Raw genomic sequence first — 15,595 nt, 5'->3', positions numbered from 1 at the left:
CCCGATTAGATGTCTAGTACTTGAGGTTGTTGAGCAACATGGTTGTGCTCAGCGCCAGCGTAAACTTTCAGCTTACGGTACATAGCACGGCCTAGAGGACCACGTGGTAGCATACCTTTAACTGCTAGCTCAAGAGCCATCTCTGGCTTACGATCAATCAGTTTCTCGAAGCTGATTGACTTTAGGCCACCTGGGAATTCAGTGTGACGGTAGTAAATCTTACCTTTAGCTTTATTACCAGTTACAGTAACTTTCTCAGCGTTGATAACGATGATGTAATCACCTGTGTCAACGTGTGGAGTGTATTCAGCTTTGTGTTTGCCACGTAGGCGAGATGCAATTTCACTTGCTAGACGGCCAAGAGTTTTACCTTCAGCGTCTACAACGTACCAGTCGCGTTTTACAGTTTCTGGTTTAGCAACGAAAGTTTTCATGCTAATAATAACCCGTTAATTAAAATTTAAACTTTAAGGAACACCGTAGAGTGCTCCCACACTGTCTAAGAGCCCAGTCATCACCCCTTCGAGTCGTTGGTACTCTCGACCTATTATGTCGAAGTAACTTCGATAATCAGGTCTGCAGTAACGGTGGGTTGCAGGATTATAGAGAAGAGCGAAGAAAAAATCACCTTTTTTTGCGCTCAATCACTATTTTTTTCTTAACTTTTTTAAGCTAAATGCTCTCGACTTAAGTACTCAAGACTCTGCATCTCGGTTAATCGAGACTGACAACGCTTAAACTCGAACTCTAACTGCCCTTCCCCATAAAGCAACGCCATCGGGACCTCTGCTGAGATAATCAATGTTACGTTACGCTCATAGAACTCATCGACAAGAGAGATAAAGCGTCTTGCCGCATCATCAATCTTGCGATCCATCTGTTTCACATCCGCCAATAAGACCGTATGGTAGATACGCGAGAGTTCAATGTAGTCGTTCTGGCTTCGTGCAGTTTGGCAAAGTTGCTCAAAAGAGGCATGCAATACGCCATCACTTACTTCAATAACCGCAACTTCACGATGATTAACCTCAATCACGTTGCTTGCCACTTTTCTCTCACCAACCAACTGGTGGTAATACTTCTTAAGGTTAATCGATGCCTGCTCATCCAAAGGATAATGATAAATTTCAGCTTGCTCTAAAGTACGAAGACGATAATCCACCCCACTGTCTACATTGAGCACGTCACAACGCTCTTGGATCATGGCAATGGCTGGAAGAAAACGAGCTCGTTGCAGGCCATTACGATACAAGTATTGCGGTTCGATATTGGACGTTGCGACCAAGATCATTTGTCGCTTAAACATCTCTCGCAATAACGTGGCCAAAATCATCGCATCAGTAATATCAGAAACGAAAAACTCATCAAAGCAAACTACATCAGCTTCTTTCTTAAATTGCTCCGCTACTTTCGACAAGGGGTTCTCAACATCCCCTAAACGCCTGAGCTCATCATGAACTCGATACATAAAACGGTGAAAATGCACCCTCATCTTTCTTTCGGTTGGCAAAGCATCAAAAAAGGCATCCATGAGATAAGTTTTGCCCCGCCCTACACCTCCCCAAAAGTACAATCCCTTGGGTGGTTCGGGTAACTCAGATTTTTTTCCAAGAAGTTTCTGCCAAGTGCTAAGCTGAGGAATCGGTGCAGACTGATAATCCGATATCGCATGATAGAGCTTATCTAAAGCAACAACCGCATTATATTGGGCATCATCACGCTGGAATCCATGGTCTGCTATGTCTTTTTTATATCGTTCTAATGGTGTCATCGCATTGGGTCATATCAGAGGGACGGTGCAAATTGTCACCTCAGGGTCAGTTTTGAGATAAGAGAGAAGTAGTTATCAGTCCCCGAAAACATACCGCTAATTTTCTTTATCGACTGTGCAAGCCATAGTAACATGGTCAAGCACTGCATGTAACTAAGTAGTAATAGACTTGTTAAAACAACTGTAAGGAGCAGTTATGCCTTGGATTTATGCCATTGTGGGTTTGCTGGTCGGTACCATCGTAGGCGTCATCATTAGTCGACTAACCACACCAGAATACAAAAAACAAAAGTCTGTACAAAAGGAGCTGGAAGCTGCCAAATTTGAATTAGAACAGCAACGCCAAGAGCTGGTCGATCATTTTGCACAAACAGCAGAGATGCTAGATACCCTAGGTAAAGATTACACCAAGCTGTACCAGCATATGGCAAAGACCTCTTCAGAGCTTCTGCCTAACTTGCCTGAACAAGATAACCCATTCGATAAAAAAGCGGCGATGTCTTCGGAACAAATTGAAGAAGATCAGCCTGATGCCAATAAGCAACCAAAAGATTACGCTAATGGCGCAACAGGGCTGTTGAAGGTTCAAGAAAAAGAAATCATCAAAGCGCCTGAAGTCATTACCGCTAAAGCATCATAACGATGCCTGCCTTCCTTAGGGTCAATACAGAGACTTTTTTATCAATTTGTATTGACCCTATTTGAACTTTTCAGAAATAACTCATCTCTAACTTGCAGTGAACTGCCTTTACCTTGTGATTATTCGAACCGCCCCTATATAAAAATAGGACGCATAGACTCTCAGGCTGTTTTTATGCAGCTTAGAATTCGACAGCGACAAACTCGAATATTTCTTTTTGGCAGACCCGTTATCTAGAGGAGTAATTGGATGAAAAAACCTTTGCTTGCACTAACCGTTCTCTCTTTGAGCTTAAGTGCAATCATCACCCCTATTTCCGCTTCTGCAGCTCTTCCATTCAGTGTTGATGGCCAGCAGTTGCCTAGCCTTGCCCCAATGCTAGAAAAAGTGACCCCGGCGGTTGTGAGCATTGCAGTGGAAGGTAAGCAAGTGCAATCCCGCCGAATTCCAGACCAATTTCAATTTTTCTTTGGTCCGGACTTTCCGGTAGAACAAACTCAAGAACGCCCTTTCCGTGGTTTAGGCTCAGGTGTCATCATTGATGCGAAGAAAGGTCAGATCGTAACCAACTATCATGTCATTAAAGGCGCGGATGATATTCGGGTACGCCTCCATGACGGCCGTGAGTACGATGCTAAACTGGTTGGCGGTGATGAAATGTCTGACATTGCGCTACTAAAACTCGAAAAAGCCAAAAACCTTACTCAGATTCATGTTGCCGATTCTGATCAACTGCGTGTAGGGGATTTTACAGTGGCTATCGGTAATCCATTCGGTTTAGGCCAAACGGTAACATCTGGTATTGTTTCAGCGCTTGGGCGCAGCGGCTTGAATGTCGAGAACTTTGAAAACTTCATTCAAACGGACGCGGCTATCAACAGCGGTAACTCTGGCGGCGCTTTGGTTAACCTCAATGGCGAACTGATCGGTATTAACACAGCGATCCTAGGCCCGAATGGCGGTAATGTCGGTATTGGCTTCGCGATTCCATCCAATATGATGAAAAGCCTCACCGAGCAAATCCTTGAATTTGGCGAAGTGAAACGCGGCATGCTAGGTGTTCAAGGGGGCGAAATGACCTCAGAGCTCGCAAAAGCGCTGGGCTATGAATCAAGCAAAGGCGCTTTCGTTAGCCAAGTGGTACCTGACAGTGCCGCCGCTAAAGCGGGTCTACAAGCCGGGGATGTGATTGTTTCAATCAACGGAAAATCCATCAATACCTTCTCCGAACTACGAGCAAAGGTGGCAACCTTAGGTGCTGGTAAAGAGATTACGCTTGGCGTAATTCGTGATGGAAAGAGCAAGAACTTTGACGTCACGCTCGGCAAGTCAAACACGGTGAAAGCCAAAGCAGAAAACTTGCATGAAGGTCTAAAAGGCGCGGTGTTAGGTAATACAACCTCTAGCGATCCGATACAAGGGGTTAAAATCACCAGTGTGGAAGCGAACTCTCCGGCGGCACAGTTCAAACTCGAGCAAGGGGACATCATAATTGGTGTAAATCGCAAACGCGTTAAGAACTTAGCTGACCTACGAGCAATTGCTGAAAATTACAAAGGGGTATTAGCTCTAAATATCCAACGAGGCGATCAAACTATCTACCAAGTCGTACGTTGATCATTTGAATCACCTCTCTAAAGAGCAGTATGGAATCATGCTGCTCTTTTGTTATTCATCAATGTAATGCTATCCTTCATTTTTCTATGCCATTTTAGGCATCTATGCATGGAGAGGATATGCTTAGCTTTTTGTTACGTTCTGTCTTTTTAGGCTTAGCAACGGCCATTATTGTGTTACTCGCCGTTCCATCACTGCGTAGCAACCTCATTCCTGCCGATCTCGTCGATCCGAAGCCTCACAATATCGCTTCACTTGAAGTCTCTTTTAACCAGGCAGTAAGAAAAGCCGCTCCGGCCGTGGTTAATATCTACAGCCGTAAGTACGTGGAAAATGATCGCAGTAAGCTATCGACGCAAGGTCTAGGCTCTGGCGTGATCGTCAGCGAAAAAGGCTACATCATCACGAACTACCATGTTGTCGCTCAAGCTGATCAAATTGTCGTCGCACTGCAAGATGGTCGCGTTGCGGCTGCACAGTTAGTTGGTACAGATAAGAGAACCGATATTGCCATCTTGCGTGTAGAAGGGTCGAATCTTCCGGTCATTCCACTCAACCCGGAATACAAACCTCAAGTTGGTGATGTGGTACTGGCTATCGGCAATCCATATAACTTAGGTCAAACTACCACCTTCGGTATTATCTCTGCGACAGGCCGTTCATCAATTAGTGATGGTCGCCAAGCCTTTATCCAAACCGATGCCGCTATCAATGAAGGTAACTCAGGGGGAGCCTTAGTGAATACTCAAGGGGAGTTGGTTGGCATCAACACGGCCTCTTTCCAACAAGCGACTGACTTAGAAACTTATGGTATTTCTTTTGCGATTCCAGCCCCATTGGCGAATAAGATCATGCAGAAGATCATTGCCGATGGCCGAGTCATTCGTGGCTATATTGGCATTGATGGGCAGGATATCAATGCAGTAACGGCTCGCTTACTTGGTAATGAACATATTGGTGGCATCATCGTGCTCGGCATTGATCCAAACGGCCCAGCAAGCACCGCAGGCTTTGAGCCACAAGACATCATTATTAGCATTAACGGTACCAAAGTTCAGGGACGCCAAAGCGTCATGGATATTGTTACTGACTTACGTCCCGGGACGACTGTCGATGTCGGTATTATCCGCAAAGGCAAAAAGATAAATCTAAAAGTCACCATCGCCGAAGACAAGCAAGAAGCATAAAAAAAACCCAGCCATTGGCTGGGATTTTTATTTGTTCGCATTATTCGCTTTCGTTAGGTTCTTCTGCTTTCTGAGATGTACCCAGTTCAACTTCAACTTGCGTTACGCGCTGTAAACCTCTTGGTAATAAGCCGCCTCGGCGACCGCGCTCACCACGGAAGTTATCCAGATCAGCAGGTTTCAGCCCTAGCTTGCGTTTCCCTGCATACAGAGTCAGAGAAGCGCCCTGTGGCAACGCCATCAAATGCGACAATACTTCTTCACGCTCTTTCGCTTTTGCGGCAGGAATGTTAATGATCTTGTTCCCCTTGCCTTTCGCCAATTGCGGCAGGTCCTTAATTGGGAACAGCAACATACGCCCTTGGTTAGTGATCGCTAAGATTTCATCCGAATCCAAGTCTTCAATTGTCTTCGGTGTCATGATTTCTGAGTTAGCAGGTAGAGTGACTAATGCTTTACCACTGCGGTTCTTCGACAACAAATCAGAGCCTTTACAAACAAAACCGTAACCTGCGTCAGACCCCACCAGCCATAACTGCTCTTCTTCACCCATGAACACTTGACGAATGCTGCTGCCAGCAGTGATATTCAAGCGACCAGTAATTGGCTCACCTTGGCTTCGCGCAGACGGCAATGAATGCGATTCAAGTGAGTAGCTTCGGCCATCACTGCCAAAGAACACTGCTTGCTGGTTACTCTTACCACGCGCATGCGCTAGGTATTTATCACCAGACTTGTAGCTTAGGCCTTCTGCATCCACATCATGACCTTTCGCGTGACGAATCCAGCCTTTCTCTGAAAGCACAACCGTAATTGGCTCACTTGGTACTAGATCACGCTCAGTCAGCGCTTTTGCTTCTGCACGTTCAACCATTGGAGAGCGGCGGTCATCACCGTATTTCTCAGCATCTGCTTTGATTTCTTTCTTCAGTAGTGTATTTAGACGACGCTCTGAACCCAGTAGTTGCTCTAGCTTCTCACGTTCTTTCTCTAGCTCGTCTTGCTCACCACGGATCTTCATCTCTTCAAGTTTTGCTAAGTGACGAAGTTTGGTATCTAAAATCGCATCCGCTTGAATATCGGTAATCCCGAAACGAGCCATCAGTACTGCTTTGGGATCGTCTTCTGTCCGAATGATTTCAATCACTTCATCTAGGTTTAGGTAAGCAATCAACAAACCTTCCAAGATGTGTAGACGAGCCATTACTTTATCTAGGCGGTACTGTAAGCGGCGACGTACCGTTGTGCGACGGAATTCAATCCACTCTGACAAGATCTGTACCAGGCCTTTAACTTGGGGACGATTGTCGAGACCAATCATGTTCAAGTTAACTCGGTAGCTGCGCTCAAGATCCGTTGATGCGAACAAGTGGTTCATCAACAAGTCGCAATCGACGCGGTTTGATTTTGGTACCACCACGATGCGAGTTGGGTTTTCATGATCCGATTCATCGCGAAGATCGTCAACCATCGGCAGTTTCTTCGCACGCATTTGGTTGGCGATTTGCTCAAGCAGTTTCGCACCCGATACTTGGTGAGGCAGAGAAGTGATGACAATATCGGCACCTTCTTTATGCCATACTGCGCGCATTTTAATGCTACCGCGACCGTTACGGTAGATCTTCTCAATCTCTGCTTTAGGCGACGTGATCTCAGCTTCCGTTGGGTAGTCAGGACCTTTTACATACTCCATCACATCAGACAATTCCGCTTTCGGATTGTCGATAAGGTGAATCGTTGCCTCTGCCACTTCACGAACGTTGTGAGGTGGGATATCTGTCGCCATACCAACCGCAATACCCGTGACACCATTCAACAGGATATGAGGCAAACGTGCAGGCAACATTTGTGGCTCTTTCATCGTGCCATCAAAGTTTGGTTGCCATTCCACCGTACCTTGGCCTAACTCACCTAGCAGTACTTCAGCAAACTTAGACAGTTTTGCTTCGGTATAACGCATTGCCGCGAACGATTTCGGGTCGTCCGGCGCACCCCAGTTGCCCTGACCGTCTACCAGAGGATAACGGTAAGAGAACGGCTGTGCCATTAATACCATTGCTTCGTAACACGCTGAGTCACCGTGCGGGTGGTATTTACCCAGTACGTCACCAACGGTACGCGCGGATTTTTTGTATTTTGCTGATGCCGATAGACCCAGCTCCGACATCGCGTAAATGATGCGTCGTTGAACCGGTTTCAAACCATCGCCAATGTATGGCAATGCACGATCCATAATGACGTACATCGAGTAGTTCAGATAAGCGTCTTCGGTGAACTTGCGCATCGGCAATTGTTCAACGCCATCGTAGGTAATTTCTGTAGACATCCGTTAAACCTCTGCCATATCGCCGTTATTTTGAAGCCAAGCACGGCGATCATCTGCTCGTTTCTTACCAAGCAGCATGTCCATCATCTCCATAGTCGCATCAGCGTCATCAATGGTTAACTGAACTAAACGACGTGTGTTTGGATCCATGGTTGTTTCACGCAGCTGAAGTGGGTTCATCTCACCCAGACCTTTAAATCGCTGTACGTTGATTTTGGCTTTCTTCTTCGATAATCGCTCAAGGACACCATCTTTTTCGTCATCATCTAGGGCATAGAACACTTCTTTACCACAGTCGATACGATACAGAGGTGGCATTGCCACATAGATATGACCCGCCTCAACAAGAGCACGGAAGTGACGCGTGAACAGTGCGCATAACAGTGTTGCGATGTGCAGACCGTCCGAGTCCGCATCGGCAAGGATACACACTTTACCGTAACGTAGACCATCGAGATTGTCGTTATCAGGATCAATACCCAATGCAACAGAGATATCATGCACTTCTTGGGAAGCAAGCACTTGGTCTGCAGATACTTCCCACGTATTCAGGATCTTACCGCGTAGTGGCATCACCGCTTGGAATTCACGGTCACGCGCTTGTTTTGCACTGCCGCCCGCCGAGTCACCCTCTACAAAGAAGATTTCAGTACGATTTAAGTCTTGTACCGAACAGTCAGTCAACTTACCTGGCAGTGCTGGGCCTGACGCGACTTTCTTACGTACGACTTTTTTGCTCGCGCGCATACGACGGTGTGCGTTAGCAATACAGACTTCAGCCAGCTGCTCTGCCAGTTGTGGCTTCTCGTTCAACCATAGGCTGAAAGCGTCTTTTACCACACCAGAAACAAATGCTGCGGTTTGACGAGAAGAGAGACGCTCTTTGGTCTGACCAGCAAATTGAGGATCTTGGATCTTAACCGACAGAACGTATGAACAGCGGTCGAAAACGTCATCACCGGTTAGCTTCACGCCACGAGGAAGCAGATTGCGGAATTCACAGAACTCACGCATCGCATCAAGTAGGCCTTGACGCAGACCATTAACGTGCGTGCCACCTTGCGCGGTTGGAATCAGGTTAACGTAGCTTTCGGTGATCATCTCACCGCCTTCAGGCTGCCAAATTACCGCCCAGTTTGCCGCTTCAGTCTCTGCTGAAAACTCACCAGTAAAAGGCTCTTCAGGCATGACTGGGTAGCCTTTAACGCCTTCTGCCAGATAGTCTTTTAAACCATCCTCATAAAACCACTTGTAGTCTTTGCCGTTCACTTTATCCGTGAAGGTAATTTCTAGACCAGGACACAACACCGCTTTCGCTCGTAGGTTGTTCACCAAGCGAGTCACAGAGAAGTTCGCTGAATCAAAATACTTTGCATCTGGCCAGAAATGCACACTCGTACCACGGTTACGACGGCCACACGTCCCCGTTACGGTGAGGTCAGAAACCTTGTCACCATGTTCAAAAGCGATGTCATATACCTGACCATCACGGCGAACGGTCACTTCAACACGCTTAGACAGCGCATTTACTACCGAAATACCAACGCCATGCAGACCACCAGAGAATTGGTAATTCTTATTGGAAAATTTACCACCAGCATGAAGCTTACATAGGATCAGTTCAACGCCTGATACTTTCTCTTCTGGGTGGATATCAACTGGCATGCCGCGACCATCATCGATCACTTCTAGTGATTGGTCCGCATGTAAGATGACTTGTACTTTTGAGGCATGTCCGGCTAGCGCTTCATCGACACTGTTATCGATAACTTCTTGGCCCAAGTGGTTTGGGCGCGCTGTATCCGTATACATCCCTGGTCGGCGACGTACTGGCTCCAAGCCATTTAGTACTTCAATGGCACCAGCATTATATTGTTCAGTCATAATACGGAATTGTTCTCAAAGTTTACTTGTAACCCGAGCCTCACCCACTGGTAAGCCCTACTCGAGAAACGAAAAAACTACTCCGTCTGCATACTTACCCATCGATAAATTCGTGCATAACAAAGTAGTCAGGGCTTCATACCCTTAAGATTTTTTCGGCAAAACATAGTCGGAAAGCATGCCGTCTATGTCAAGAAACGCTTGGATATATCAATAAAAACTATGAGCCTATGCCCATCGCCTCTTCAATTTACAGTTTTAGGAATTCAATGATTTGCGCAGGATAGCGTTCAAATCCAACAAAACTGTGATCACCGCCTTCTTCTACCGTTTGCTTAGCATCAGCAAACTTTTCTACTGCTTGGCGATAGTCCAACACTTCATCCTCTGTTTGTTGTAACAACCAGAAAGATTGAGGTGACGCGATGCTTTGTACATCAAGAGCTTTTAATTCGTCAATATGATGTGCTTCAAGTGTATAGCTTTCGTGCGTATATGGGTTGGTTTGATCACCTAAGTAATCTAATAAAAGCTCATATGGCTTAACTGCCGGGTTAACTACCACTGCGCGAAAACCAAACTTAGCGTTCAGCCATGTCGACATATAACCGCCCAATGAGCTGCCAACGACACCGATGCTGTAGTCTTGTTTATGTCGATCAATGATCTCTAATAAACACAAAGCGGCTTGCAGAGGAAAACACGGTAACTGAGGAATAATGACCTTGATATCTGGGCGATGTTGCTCACAGAATGCTTTCATGATGTTTGCCTTCATTGAGAGCGGCGAACTATTGAAACCATGGATGTACAATAATAACGAGGGTTTACTCATAAAAGCCTCACACGAAAAGCAAGCCCGAACATAAGGTTCGGGCATGATAGTTGATTAGTATCCGTTGGAAGAAAAGTCAGGCAAGAACAAGCCATCTGCTAAGCGACTGACTTGCGTGGTTATCTCACCATTGCGATGCAGCTCTAACTCACGCCATCCTGGTGATTGTACATCAAGCGCAAAATCATCGGAGTTTGGTTTGAACTGCACACAAGTCGAAGGCGTTGCCATCACTCGAATGCCATTATGGAGAACATTCATATCTTGGTGAACATGGCCACACAAAATGCCTTTCACATTCTCAAACCTTTCAACAATTTGCCAAAATGCTTCCGCGTCTTTAAGCGTATGTTGATCAAGCCAAGCACTGCCAACCAAAAGTGGATGATGATGCAATAGCACCAAAGTGTACCGCTGCGGATTTTCAGTTAGCTTTTCTTCTAGTAGCGACAATTGCTGGTCGCTCAAACGACCGTGTGGTACACCCACGACTTGTGAATCCAATAGAACCAACTGCCAGCATTCCCCCAGAAGTCGATGTTCTACCGATTGTATTTGCAAAGAAGGCAGTATGCTGCCCATATTGGGTTTGTAGTCATGATTGCCCGGCAGCCAGAAACAGTCTTTTTCTAGCGGAGCAATTCCCTCAGCAAAACGCTGATAGGACTCTGCACTATGATCTTGTGAAATGTCACCTGTTGCCAAAATATAGTCAAACGGCACCTGACGGTGTTGAACTTCTTGTACCACGGAGGTAAAACTATCGGCGGTTCTTACGCTCAGCAAGCTTCCCTCGTCTGCGGCAAACAGATGAGTATCCGTAATTTGTAGTAGTTTGATGCTGTCACTCGATGATTGCAAAATGAAAACCTGACTCGTCCACTATATTGTTTTTTATTATTTTTCCCGTGAAGGCGTGATGATTAATTGAAAGCAAGCGGTGTCCTACTGATACCACTTCGTAAACAAAACGTCAGCCATTCGCCAAGGAAGGTATTAAGTTGATGCTTTTCATCTTTTTGCATCAGCTGATCATTGGGATAATCATATTTAGCTTTTATGCGAGAGAAATCTCCACTCGAGCAGACTTCAGCGACTCTCGCATCGTGATAAAGCCTGACAGACATCTTCGGTAAAGGAAATACTGGTGTGTCATCACTCTGACATATCTCAACAACCGTGGTGTATTTTGTGATTTCATTCACGGTCAGTTGATAAACCATGTTTGCAGCCTGATAGCAACGAACATCACCCACTTCGGCACAAGCAGGCAGCAGCGCGTTGAGCTTAGCATAGTTAGTCTCATATGTTCTCATCAGACCCGCTAAGTCGACATGATATCGCTGTTTATCCGCCACTTGCACCATTACTTACTCTCCATCGATGGGGCTTATCCCCACTGTGTTTTCAATTCTTGGTGGTTTAATTGCAACCATTGCAAAGCAATGATAGATGCACCATTTTCAAATTTTCCACTTTTCACCCATTGATACGCTTTTTCGCGACTGATCACATGGACTCGAATGTCTTCATCTTCATAGTCTAAACCATGAATGCCATGCGCTTTAGATGCATCGACCTCGCCGACAAAAACATCTAGTTTTTCAGAGCAGCCACCAGAAGAAGGGTAATAAGAGGTTACCGCTGCAATCCGCTTCACTTGTATACCCGCTTCTTCTTCCGCTTCACGACGAATGACGTCTTCAGCTGATTCTTCACGATCAATCATGCCAGCCACAATTTCCAACTGCCATGGGGAATGATGCTCTAATGCCCCTACGCGAATCTGTTCAATGATCACAACCTGATCCGTCACCGGGTCATACGGTAGCATCGCTGCCGCATGCCCACGTTCGAACATTTCTCGCTCAACAATACCGCTCCAACCACCAGCAAATAATCTATGCTTAAAACGGTATTTCACCATTTTAAAGAAGCCTTTAAAGACGGTTTCCTTTGAGATTATGTCCACATCTTGTGGGGTAAACTCGTTCTGTTGCTTGTCACATTGTTGCATCGAACACCTCTCAGAGTGAATCTTGTAGTTTACTCATTCTTATTCGCATGCTCAAAGGACTTGGCTCAACTTTTTGTACAATAGTTATAAATTATTTTAAACCTATTCATTAAATGCTTATCGTACAGCTGGATGGTTATGTGTAAAAAAGTACAATGTTTAGAGTAAATATCGCTCAAATTGAGTTAAACTACTGAGAATTAAACAATCTATTGACCGCGGGAATGGAAAATGAAAAAACTGCTTCCACTATTTATTAGTGCAGCGCTAGGTAGCATGAGCACGTCTGCATGGGCTGACTCTCTTACTGAGATCTATGACTTAGCCAAACAAAATGACCCACAACTGCTTAGTGCTGCTGCACAACGTGATGCGGCATTTGAAGCTATCACATCTAGCCGCAGTGCCCTGTTACCACAAATCAATCTAACGGCGGGATATAATTTAACTCGCGGAGATACCGATTTAGATAGTGTCAGAAATAATCGCTCTAATGACAAAAACACATTGTCTGCTGGTGTCGCTTTATCTCAAGAGCTTTACAACCGTACGTCTTGGATAACCCTTGATATCGCAGAAAAAACGGCACGCGAGGCCGACGCGTCATACGCGGCGACCCAACAAGGTTTAATCCTTCGTGTATCACAAGCGTATTTCGAAGTACTGCGTGCTCAAGATAACCTTGGCTTTGTACGTGCGGAAAAAGCCGCAGTTGGCCGCCAGTTAGAGCAGACTAAACAGCGCTTTGAAGTCGGTCTATCAGCAATCACTGACGTTTATGACGCACAAGCGCAGTATGATTCTGTATTAGCAAATGAAATTCTAGCTCAAAATGATCTACTCAATAGTTATGAAGCCATTCGTGAAATTACAGGACAAGAACCAAAAACACTGGATCAGCTTGATACTAAACGCTTCTCAGCTAGCCCTTCGAACACCCCTATCAATGCGCTGATCGATGAAGCGAAAAGCAAAAACTTAAGCCTTTTATCAACACGCATAGCACAAGATATTGCACGCGAAAACATCGCACTTGCAAGTTCTGGTCACCTGCCGACGCTATCGCTAGATGGTGGCTACAATTATGCTGATATTTCTCAAAGTGACGACAGTGATGGTACGACCAATAATTTCAATGTAGGCGTCAATCTTGCTGTCCCGCTATACACTGGTGGCAAAATCACCTCTTTGACAAAACAGGCTGAATTCAATTACGTCTCTGCGAGTGAAAATCTAGAAAAAGAATACCGCAGTGTCGTCTCCAATGTTCGTGCACAGAATAACAACATCAACGCCTCGATTGGTGCGCTAAAAGCTTACGAACAAACGGTTATTTCTGCTAAAGCCGCTTTAGAAGCAACAGAAGCCGGCTTTGATGTGGGTACACGTACTATCGTTGACGTACTAGATTCAACTCAAAGTCTGTACAATGCAAACAAAAACCTGTCTGATGCACGTTACAACTACATCTTAAGCGTTCTGCAACTACGCCAAGCGGTGGGGACACTGAGCGAGCAAGATATACTCGATATTGACGCAGGCCTAAAGCCAGCAAGCTAAACATCAGGTTGAAATGAACAAATGCCGGTAAGTTTTCTCGCTGGCGTTTTTTACGCTTTAATTATCACTGGGTTCAAAGTTTGTTCCCTCTCCTTTCTAAGGGGAGGGTTAGGGAGGGGGCCGCTCTTCGGACATTAACCCCCTCTAACTCCCCCCCTTAAAAAGGGGGAGGATCACATCGCGTTCGTTTCTAGTTCAGCGCCACAAAAAAGAAAAGGTCACTCAAAAGCGACCTTTACTCATTAGGTTAGCGAGAAAAAACTTACCCTTTACCACCTTTAATCGCATTGATGATTTCACTAGTTGAGCAGCCGTCTTCAAAGTTCAAGACGCGCACTTCACCACCAGCAGCAACCACTTCTTTACCACCAGCGATCTCTTCTGGTTTGTAGTCGCCACCTTTTACAAGCAAGCTTGGCAGTACTTCGGAAATCAGACGCTGTGGCGTATCTTCACTGAATGGAACCACCCAGTCCACTGCGCCAAGTCCAGCCAATACCGCCATACGGCGATCCGTCGGGTTTACAGGACGGCCCGGACCTTTCAAACGCTTAACAGACTCATCCGTATTCACCGCAACAATCAGACGGTCACCGAGCTGGGCAGCATGATTTAGGTAGGAAACGTGCCCCGCATGAAGAATGTCGAAACAACCGTTGGTCATGACCACTTTCTCACCTTTCGCGCGCGCTTTCTTCACCGCGTCAATCAATGCTTGTTCCGAAATCACACCAAAATCGGTGTCTTGGCTACCGTGAACCGCTTCTGCCAATTCAATCTCAGACAGCGTTGAGGTACCAAGTTTGCCCACCACGACGCCAGCAGCAGCATTTGCGAGTGCACACGCTTCTTCAAAGGATTTACCCGCAGCGACTGACGATGCTAATACAGAAATCACCGTATCGCCTGCACCTGTCACGTCGTACACTTCTTTTGCTTGTGTTGGCAGGTGGAATGGCTTCTGACCACGACGAATCAATGTCATGCCGTTTTCACTGCGTGTGACCAACAAAGCTTCAAAGTCAAACTCTTCAACCAGCGCAAGGGCTTTTTCTTCCAGGTCTTGTTCCGACTTCACTTTACCGACCACATCTTCAAACTCTTTCATGTTTGGTGTCAGCAGCGTTGCGCCACGGTAGCGTTCAAAATCAACACCTTTCGGGTCAATGAATACTGGCACGTTCGCCGCGCGAGCTTTTTGGATATAAGCCTGAACATGCTCTAAAGAGCCTTTTGCGTAGTCAGACAGGAGCACCGCCTGCACGTTAGGCAACGCCATTTCCATGCGTGACAGCACAGGTTCAGGATCGGTGTTTTCAAACTTGTCTTCAAAATCTAAACGGATCAACTGTTGACCACGGCTCATCACACGCAGTTTGGTGATAGTTGGGTATTCAGGTAATGCGACGAAGTCACACTTTACTTTTAAAGACGTTAGCGTTTCCGTTAGTACCTTCGCCGGTTCATCCATGCCCGTCAGACCAACAATGTGAGCGTGCCCACCTAATGAGGCAATGTTCATCGCGACGTTCGCAGCACCACCCGGGCGCTCTTCATTGTTTTCTACTTTTACAACAGGCACAGGCGCTTCAGGAGAGATTCGTCCCGTTGGGCCATACCAGTAACGATCTAGCATGACATCACCGATGATGAGCACACCAGCGCTGCTGTAATCAGGTAGAATTGGTTTCATTATTGGTCTCCAAAAATTAAATCATGGTGAGTTTAACACAGCCCTTATCTAGGCAGAACCTTGTA

13 protein-coding genes are annotated in these 15,595 nt (G+C 46.0%); 4 read left to right on the top strand and 9 right to left on the bottom strand.

All coding sequences use genetic code 11. The features are described from left to right. Nucleotides 1-5: 5 nt before the first annotated feature. Nucleotides 6-434, bottom strand: a complete 429-nt coding sequence (gene rplM, locus AK965_RS06450) for a 50S ribosomal protein L13 (RefSeq protein WP_099078848.1) — start codon at nt 432-434, stop codon at nt 6-8. Nucleotides 435-667: 233 nt separating this feature from the next. After that, entirely contained in the window at nt 668-1,771 is a 1,104-nt protein-coding gene (zapE, locus tag AK965_RS06440) for a cell division protein ZapE (RefSeq protein ID WP_099078846.1), read from the bottom strand. A gap of 196 nt (nt 1,772-1,967) precedes the next feature. Here zapE and zapG point away from each other — a divergent pair, with 196 nt between their 5' ends. The 3 genes from zapG to degS all read left to right on the top strand — a co-directional run bounded on the left by zapG (nt 1,968) and on the right by degS (nt 5,215). Next, entirely contained in the window at nt 1,968-2,411 is a 444-nt protein-coding gene (gene zapG / locus AK965_RS06435; RefSeq protein WP_099078845.1) for a Z-ring associated protein ZapG, read from the top strand. Between the two features lie 249 nt (nt 2,412-2,660). Further along, nucleotides 2,661-4,028 (top strand): Do family serine endopeptidase, encoded by a 1,368-nt coding sequence (locus tag AK965_RS06430; protein WP_099078844.1) that lies wholly within the window; start codon nt 2,661-2,663, stop codon nt 4,026-4,028. A 119-nt stretch (nt 4,029-4,147) separates the two neighbouring features. Continuing rightward, a complete protein-coding gene (degS, locus tag AK965_RS06425; RefSeq protein ID WP_099078843.1) occupies nt 4,148-5,215 on the top strand; it encodes an outer membrane-stress sensor serine endopeptidase DegS in 1,068 nt (355 codons plus the stop codon). Between the two features lie 40 nt (nt 5,216-5,255). On the opposite strand, the gene parC is transcribed toward degS, so the two are convergent. From parC to nudF, 6 genes are all read right to left on the bottom strand, one after another. Then, nucleotides 5,256-7,541, bottom strand: coding sequence for a DNA topoisomerase IV subunit A (gene parC / locus AK965_RS06420; protein ID WP_099078842.1), 2,286 nt, complete (start codon nt 7,539-7,541; stop codon nt 5,256-5,258). Nucleotides 7,542-7,544: 3 nt separating this feature from the next. Continuing rightward, entirely contained in the window at nt 7,545-9,425 is a 1,881-nt protein-coding gene (gene parE / locus AK965_RS06415) for a DNA topoisomerase IV subunit B (protein WP_099078841.1), read from the bottom strand. Between the two features lie 250 nt (nt 9,426-9,675). Beyond that, a complete protein-coding gene (yqiA, locus tag AK965_RS06410; protein WP_099078840.1) occupies nt 9,676-10,260 on the bottom strand; it encodes an esterase YqiA in 585 nt (194 codons plus the stop codon). A 54-nt stretch (nt 10,261-10,314) separates the two neighbouring features. Beyond that, the gene (gene cpdA / locus AK965_RS06405; protein ID WP_099078839.1) at nt 10,315-11,121 is read right to left on the bottom strand and encodes a 3',5'-cyclic-AMP phosphodiesterase; all 807 of its coding nucleotides are present in this window, start codon (nt 11,119-11,121) and stop codon (nt 10,315-10,317) included. Between the two features lie 62 nt (nt 11,122-11,183). Beyond that, nucleotides 11,184-11,627: a DUF1249 family protein gene (locus AK965_RS06400; protein WP_099078838.1), complete on the bottom strand. Its 444-nt coding sequence runs from the start codon at nt 11,625-11,627 to the stop codon at nt 11,184-11,186. Between the two features lie 23 nt (nt 11,628-11,650). Beyond that, nucleotides 11,651-12,277: an ADP-ribose diphosphatase gene (nudF, locus tag AK965_RS06395; protein WP_099078837.1), complete on the bottom strand. Its 627-nt coding sequence runs from the start codon at nt 12,275-12,277 to the stop codon at nt 11,651-11,653. Between the two features lie 231 nt (nt 12,278-12,508). On the opposite strand from nudF, the gene tolC reads away from it, so the two are divergent. After that, nucleotides 12,509-13,837, top strand: a complete 1,329-nt coding sequence (tolC, locus tag AK965_RS06390) for an outer membrane channel protein TolC (RefSeq protein WP_099078836.1) — start codon at nt 12,509-12,511, stop codon at nt 13,835-13,837. A 262-nt stretch (nt 13,838-14,099) separates the two neighbouring features. Here the strand turns inward: tolC and hldE are convergent, their stop codons facing one another. Continuing rightward, on the bottom strand, nt 14,100-15,530 hold the full coding sequence (gene hldE, locus AK965_RS06385; protein ID WP_099078835.1) for a bifunctional D-glycero-beta-D-manno-heptose-7-phosphate kinase/D-glycero-beta-D-manno-heptose 1-phosphate adenylyltransferase HldE: 1,431 nt from the start codon (nt 15,528-15,530) through the stop codon (nt 14,100-14,102). Nucleotides 15,531-15,595: the final 65 nt, after the last annotated feature.

This window comes from Vibrio sp. PID17_43, from assembly GCF_002608565.1.
GTDB lineage: Bacteria > Pseudomonadota > Gammaproteobacteria > Enterobacterales > Vibrionaceae > Vibrio.
This window is presented reverse-complemented; position numbering and strand designations above follow the sequence as displayed.

What these genes read in the sequence shown, in the direction of transcription:
- parC (WP_099078842.1), bottom strand. Translation starts at nt 7,541, where the DNA reads ATGTCTACAGAAATTACCTACGATGGCGTTGAACAATTGCCGATGCGC.
- AK965_RS06400 (WP_099078838.1), bottom strand. Translation starts at nt 11,627, where the DNA reads ATGGTGCAAGTGGCGGATAAACAGCGATATCATGTCGACTTAGCGGGT.
- zapE (WP_099078846.1), bottom strand. Translation starts at nt 1,771, where the DNA reads ATGACACCATTAGAACGATATAAAAAAGACATAGCAGACCATGGATTC.
- AK965_RS06430 (WP_099078844.1), top strand. Translation starts at nt 2,661, where the DNA reads ATGAAAAAACCTTTGCTTGCACTAACCGTTCTCTCTTTGAGCTTAAGT.
- hldE (WP_099078835.1), bottom strand. Translation starts at nt 15,530, where the DNA reads ATGAAACCAATTCTACCTGATTACAGCAGCGCTGGTGTGCTCATCATC.
- yqiA (WP_099078840.1), bottom strand. Translation starts at nt 10,260, where the DNA reads ATGAGTAAACCCTCGTTATTATTGTACATCCATGGTTTCAATAGTTCG.
- zapG (WP_099078845.1), top strand. Translation starts at nt 1,968, where the DNA reads ATGCCTTGGATTTATGCCATTGTGGGTTTGCTGGTCGGTACCATCGTA.
- tolC (WP_099078836.1), top strand. Translation starts at nt 12,509, where the DNA reads ATGAAAAAACTGCTTCCACTATTTATTAGTGCAGCGCTAGGTAGCATG.
- nudF (WP_099078837.1), bottom strand. Translation starts at nt 12,277, where the DNA reads ATGCAACAATGTGACAAGCAACAGAACGAGTTTACCCCACAAGATGTG.
- rplM (WP_099078848.1), bottom strand. Translation starts at nt 434, where the DNA reads ATGAAAACTTTCGTTGCTAAACCAGAAACTGTAAAACGCGACTGGTAC.
- degS (WP_099078843.1), top strand. Translation starts at nt 4,148, where the DNA reads ATGCTTAGCTTTTTGTTACGTTCTGTCTTTTTAGGCTTAGCAACGGCC.
- parE (WP_099078841.1), bottom strand. Translation starts at nt 9,425, where the DNA reads ATGACTGAACAATATAATGCTGGTGCCATTGAAGTACTAAATGGCTTG.